Source organism: Candidatus Arsenophonus triatominarum, from assembly GCF_001640365.1.
In the GTDB taxonomy this organism is placed as follows: Bacteria; Pseudomonadota; Gammaproteobacteria; order Enterobacterales; family Enterobacteriaceae; genus Arsenophonus; species Arsenophonus triatominarum.
Genome location: NZ_LWMI01000089.1, coordinates 1 through 5,172, shown reverse-complemented (window position 1 = coordinate 5,172; position 5,172 = coordinate 1). Strand labels below are relative to the sequence as shown.

Annotated in this window: 5 protein-coding genes and 3 pseudogenes; all 8 read left to right on the top strand. The window is 41.2% G+C overall.

The genetic code is table 11. The features are described 5' to 3' along the window. The first annotated feature begins 34 nt into the window (after nt 1-34). On the top strand, nt 35-121 hold the full coding sequence (locus AYJ55_RS36610; RefSeq protein ID WP_425393850.1) for an HP1 family phage holin: 87 nt from the start codon (nt 35-37) through the stop codon (nt 119-121). Beyond that, nucleotides 118-600: pseudogene (locus AYJ55_RS36605) on the top strand (lysozyme). The gene AYJ55_RS36610 and the pseudogene AYJ55_RS36605 overlap by 4 nt, the downstream one beginning before the upstream one ends. After that, entirely contained in the window at nt 567-773 is a 207-nt protein-coding gene (locus AYJ55_RS30260; RefSeq protein WP_162505862.1) for a hypothetical protein, read from the top strand. The pseudogene AYJ55_RS36605 and the gene AYJ55_RS30260 overlap by 34 nt, the downstream one beginning before the upstream one ends. Before the next feature lie 17 nt (nt 774-790). After that, nucleotides 791-1,014 (top strand): annotated as a pseudogene (locus AYJ55_RS30255) (lysis system i-spanin subunit Rz). Between the two features lie 170 nt (nt 1,015-1,184). Next, nucleotides 1,185-1,757: a hypothetical protein gene (locus AYJ55_RS24070; protein ID WP_063657676.1), complete on the top strand. Its 573-nt coding sequence runs from the start codon at nt 1,185-1,187 to the stop codon at nt 1,755-1,757. A 200-nt stretch (nt 1,758-1,957) separates the two neighbouring features. Continuing rightward, nucleotides 1,958-2,950, top strand: coding sequence for a tyrosine-type recombinase/integrase (locus AYJ55_RS24065; RefSeq protein WP_063657707.1), 993 nt, complete (start codon nt 1,958-1,960; stop codon nt 2,948-2,950). Between the two features lie 260 nt (nt 2,951-3,210). Further along, on the top strand, nt 3,211-3,846 hold the full coding sequence (locus AYJ55_RS24060) for a hypothetical protein (protein WP_063658176.1): 636 nt from the start codon (nt 3,211-3,213) through the stop codon (nt 3,844-3,846). Between the two features lie 124 nt (nt 3,847-3,970). Next, a pseudogene (locus AYJ55_RS24050) lies at nt 3,971-4,968 on the top strand (terminase large subunit); the annotation flags it as partial. Nucleotides 4,969-5,172: the final 204 nt, after the last annotated feature.

Here is a 5,172-nt window from a genome sequence, read left to right as displayed (position 1 = left end):
TTTTGATTTTTTTACCCTTGAGCAGTGGTAGCTGATGGGTATTGTCTGCACGATAGGGACATTTTTTATCAACGTGTACTACCGCAAAAAGGAGTACAGACTCAAAGGAACGTCAGTATGAAGATACCGAAAAAAATATTGATGCGCAACGGGCGTAGTGCGTTGTTTTTAGCCTCAACGATGATAACGCATTTTGAAGGATTAAAATTTAAACCTTACTTCGATGGAGGTGGTGTACTCTCTGTTTGTTATGGTCATACAGGCAAGGATATTGTGCGTAACCGGATGTACACGCAAGAAGACTGCGATAAGTGGCTTAATGACGATTTAAAGCCGTTAAACGTTATGTTGACCCGTTGATTAAGGTCAATATCACACGCTAACACAGGCAGCCTTTACTCATTTGCTTATAACGTGGGCGTGGGTAATTTTGCCAAATCGACCTTGCTCAAAAAGCTCAACAACAATGACCGAAAAGGGGCATGTGATGAGATGAAGCGGTGGGTTTATGTGAAAGGCGAAGTCTGGAAAGGGCTAATTACCCGTCGGGAAATTGAGAGCGTAATATGTTATGGCGACCTTACTCATTTATCGGAGTGATTATTGCAGGGTTAATTCTCTCACTTATTTTTATCAACTCCCGTTATCAAACCATCAGGCAAAACTACCAAACATTAAAACAGCAATATCGCGCACAAATTGAAGCCGTGAAATTACAGCAGCAAAAGATTGATTCTTTGCACCAACTCGATATTCAACACACGAGAAATTAAATAATGCCAAAGCTGAAATTGCTAAGCTCAATGATGCTGTTCGTGCTGGCACTAAGCAGTTGCACGTCAATGCCGTGTGTCCAATACCCAAAACCGCTACCACCCAGAGCCGACATAATGAAGCCACCCACAACTTAGTAAGGCAGCTCGAGAAGATTATTTCCGTCTCAGAGCGATGATAGCTGAGAACGAAAAGCAGACGGAATATCTACAGCAGTACATCAAAACACAGTGTCACTGAATCGGTCATTGGCACGTTCAAATCTTAACAATCTCAGCGCCACGCACGCGCATCAATAAACACAGAACCTTATAGAAAGTCGAGCCTGAAGAACGCCGTTTAAAATGGTGCTTTTCTGTGGGGCGGCTGTTCTGTGCGCGCAGGTTCGATTTTCTATAAGGAAAAGTACGATGAAATTAGTAACAACTAAAAATGACAATTTTTTAGTAACAGAAATGCCAACAATGACCAGTCTGGAAATGGTGGACTATATTAATGCGGAGCGGAAATCAAAAGCGGAAGCAGAGAGATTAACGTTTCCTTGCAAAAAATATCGCAAGTTACAGCACAATAATTTTATGGCAAAAGTACCCAAAGTTCTTGGAGAAACATCTGCTAAATTTTTAGCTGATGATATTTTCACCACTGGAAACGGTGCCCAGTCTATTCGAAAAATTTACCGATTTCCAAAACGTGAAGCCTGTCTAATGGCAATGAGTTACAGCTATGAGTTACAGGCTAAAATCTATGACTACATGACGGAGTTGGAAGAAAATAAAGGATTAGCTTTTACTATTGAGCAATTACAAAATATTGTTGCTACAGCCAGAAAAGAGTCTGATAAAGACTCTTCGGATGCTGGTCGTCGATTACGTAAGCGTCAAGATGATTTACCCATTCTTAAAAAAGCTGAAAAAACAGTAATGGAGTTATCTCAAATCCCCCTTGATTTAATTGGTGGAAGCATGAGGTTAGAAGGATGACTCCTGAGCAATTCATCGAAGCCAATGTTAAGGCCGAGTTAATCAAGCTGGGCTTTTCTACCTCTGTCGCCAGCTTAGCCACCCGTTGAAGCCATCCGCTATTATCGCAAACAGCAGCTAGTAGAAGAGGCAAGATGATAGAAGATTGTCTTAATCAAGCAAAAATTGTGGCCAGGTTAACAACAAAGCGATAATCGCAAATGAGTTCAATTAAACAAGTCAAAACTCGCCATGATAGCGAGGGTTTTCGTGTGCATTACGAAAATCCAGCAGGACGATTTCATAAAAGCTTTAAAACGCGGGAAGCTGCTTGCCATTTTCTTTTTCTGAGCGAATCTGAGCGATTTTTGGCGATGATGGCAAAAGAAAAAGAGCAATGCCGAGATTGGCATCTTCGCAAGTTGATTCAGTTTTATGTGGGGAAAAAGGTCTTTCAGTGTGAAACGGGGCATTTACGGCAAAGTTCGCTCGATACGATTAAACATGCCTTGTTTTCGATTGACGAAACGTTGCAAGCAAAAATGGCGTTGAATATTCGCCCGAGTGAATTTAACGGTTTACCGGAAAATACGCTTAAACATCTGCATTCTGCCTATTTGCTGCTGAAAGCAATGCGAAATGTTGGTGTCAGTCCAATTCCAAAATTGAAAAGAAAAGGGGAAAAGCCTATTTTCATTCCGGCGTTTGAGAATGTGGATAGGATGATTGAAGAAGCGCCCGTCAGAGAAAAGATTGCCTTCATCTTGGCATCGGTGATTGGGCTTCGGATAAGCGAAATATTGGCATTGGATTATAGCGATATTCAAGGGGAATATTTGAATATCTCAAAACATGTAACACGAAACGGTGTTATTGAAGGCTTAAAAGCTGACGTTCAGCGATTGTTACCGATGCCAAAAGGGTTATTGTCGCTATTGGATAAAAACAAGTTTGGGTTACATGAACCATTAATTGTCAGTCAATCAGTGAAAAGACTGTCGTTAAATTACAGTACGACAGGAATTGTTAAGGAATTACTGGAAAAATTCAGGATTGGGAAATTTCATAACTTACGGCATTTTGCAGCGGTACGTCTTATCAAAAAACGGAATGATATTCATGTTATTTCTAAAATGCTGGGTCATAAAAACATTGAGACCACCTCAAATATTTACGGTCGATTTTCAGGGTCAATTTTTGAGTTAAATTTTTAACATTTGCGTTCATTTTTTAATCATTAAGGTAAATGGGGTTAAAACCTTAATTGCTTTACATCAAAGGGATTCAGGTAAAAAATTACAGAATAGCCAAAAACGCATAATTCCGCAGTCATACTTCCGCATTTTGAAAAATTGGAAAACCTAATAATAACAACGCATGAAGAGGGATTTTTTTCGCATACTTCCGCAAAATAAGTCCGCACCCAAAATGGCTAATTTTACGAATGTTGCACAAAGGTTAAAAAGAGGTTGTCATGTCAGGGAAAGCTAAATATAAAAAAGCGTATATTGATGACGTGATCAACCTGTCTTTGGTGAAAGGCAAAGTATCAAATCATTTCATTGCAAAATGGCTGCATGTGGATGAAAAAACGATTAGAAATTGGCGAAAGGATTATTACGAATTTGATCATGCTTTTCATCATGCGGCCGACATTTTGAAAAAAGAGCTAGCAGAAACAGCAAGGCAAAACACCAAAATCCGAAAACGCAAAATTATTAAAACCACGGCAGACGGCGAAACGACAACGATAGAAGAAGTATTGCCTAGTCACAATGATATTGCCGTTTACAAAAAGATGGGGATCAATGAAGTCTTCTTTAACGATGAAAAGCATCAACAAAAAGAATACTTAAGATCGATACTCGAGCGAAAAAAATCAGCCGAAATCACTTCACTAGAGGCCGCGCAATTTTTAGAGATAGAAGGCATTCCTATACCAACTACCTTATTACTGGAAATTAAGCAATTGCAAGGTAGCCCTATACCAGAAGATATACTACCGCAAAATGCAATTACTCGAGAAATGACTTTAGAAGAGGCCGCAGAAGCGTACCAAAAACTGATGGGTAAAGGGTTAAAATCGCTTACTTATTTATGTTATAAATGATATTAAATTTAAATATTTATTTAATATCAATTGATTATATGAGTTTAACCCCATTTTTTGTATTTTTATGTACACGTTTATGTGCAAAATATTTTTTGAGTCGCTTTTTTCCGGACAAATTCCTATGCCGTTACCTTTTCCTTTTGACTTTAAAAAACCAGATTATTTTAAGGTATTTGAGTGGCGCGATGAGCGTCTACAACGGTTACGCCAGCAGCCGGAAAGTTTTAAACGATTAACCGATTTTATAAGGATAATCCCGCGCAGTTTATTATTGACTGGGGCATGACGACAGACCCACGAAATGTCGATTACGGGTTACCGGTGACTATTCCTTTTTTGCTGTTCCCGAAACAGGAAGCATGGATTGACTGGATAATGACACGCTGGAAAGGACGTGAAAACGGTATTACCGAAAAAAGCCGCGAAATGGGCTTAAGCTGGACGTCAATTGCACTCGCATGCGCTTTATGTCTCTTTAATAAAGAGATGGTAATTGGCTTTGGCTCCCGCAAAGAAGAGTATGTTGACAGCACCGGTGACCCGAAAGCGTTGTTCTGGAAAGCCCGTAAGTTTATTGAAACTTTACCGCAAGAGTTTCGGGGAGGCTGGGTAGCGAAAAAACACGCGCCTTATATGCGGGTCAATTTTCCAAACACCGGCGCCATTATCAAGGGTGAAGCGGGGGACAATATTGGACGGGTGACCGGACGACACTCTATTTCGTCGACGAAGCCGCCTTTTTGCCTCGTCCGCTATTGATTGATGCTGCCCTATCGCAAACTACCCGCTGCCGCATTGACTTAAGTTCGGTTAATGGGATGGACAATCCTTTTGCCCAAAAACGCCACAGTGGACGTATTCCGGTGTTTACCTTTCACTGGCGCAATGACCCCCGTAAAGATGAACAATGGTACGAAAAAGAGTGCCTGAAAATCGATAATCCGGTCATTGTGGCGCAGGAACTGGATTTGAACTATCAGGCGTCTGTTGAAGGTATCTTAATTCCCGCCGAATGGGTACAGGCGGCCATTGATGCCCATATCAAACTGGGGTTTTTGACAACGGGGGCTAAACGACTCGGTTTTGACGTTGCAGATGAGGGCGATGACAGCAACGCCCTCACGTTTGTACACGGATCGGTTGTCACGGATTGCCAGCAGTGGAGTAAAGGCGACGTGATCAGCTCAGCAAACCGAGTCAAAAACTATGCTGAGGAAGTCCATGCCGATGAAAATCATCTATGAACTCCATCGGTGGTAGGGGCAGGGGTGAAAGCGCATCTACGACGGACATGTCATATCACCGCAACCGGATTCAACGCGG

What these genes read in the sequence shown, in the direction of transcription:
- AYJ55_RS36610 (WP_425393850.1), top strand. Translation starts at nt 35, where the DNA reads ATGGGTATTGTCTGCACGATAGGGACATTTTTTATCAACGTGTACTAC.
- AYJ55_RS30260 (WP_162505862.1), top strand. Translation starts at nt 567, where the DNA reads ATGTTATGGCGACCTTACTCATTTATCGGAGTGATTATTGCAGGGTTA.
- AYJ55_RS24070 (WP_063657676.1), top strand. Translation starts at nt 1,185, where the DNA reads ATGAAATTAGTAACAACTAAAAATGACAATTTTTTAGTAACAGAAATG.
- AYJ55_RS24065 (WP_063657707.1), top strand. Translation starts at nt 1,958, where the DNA reads ATGAGTTCAATTAAACAAGTCAAAACTCGCCATGATAGCGAGGGTTTT.
- AYJ55_RS24060 (WP_063658176.1), top strand. Translation starts at nt 3,211, where the DNA reads ATGTCAGGGAAAGCTAAATATAAAAAAGCGTATATTGATGACGTGATC.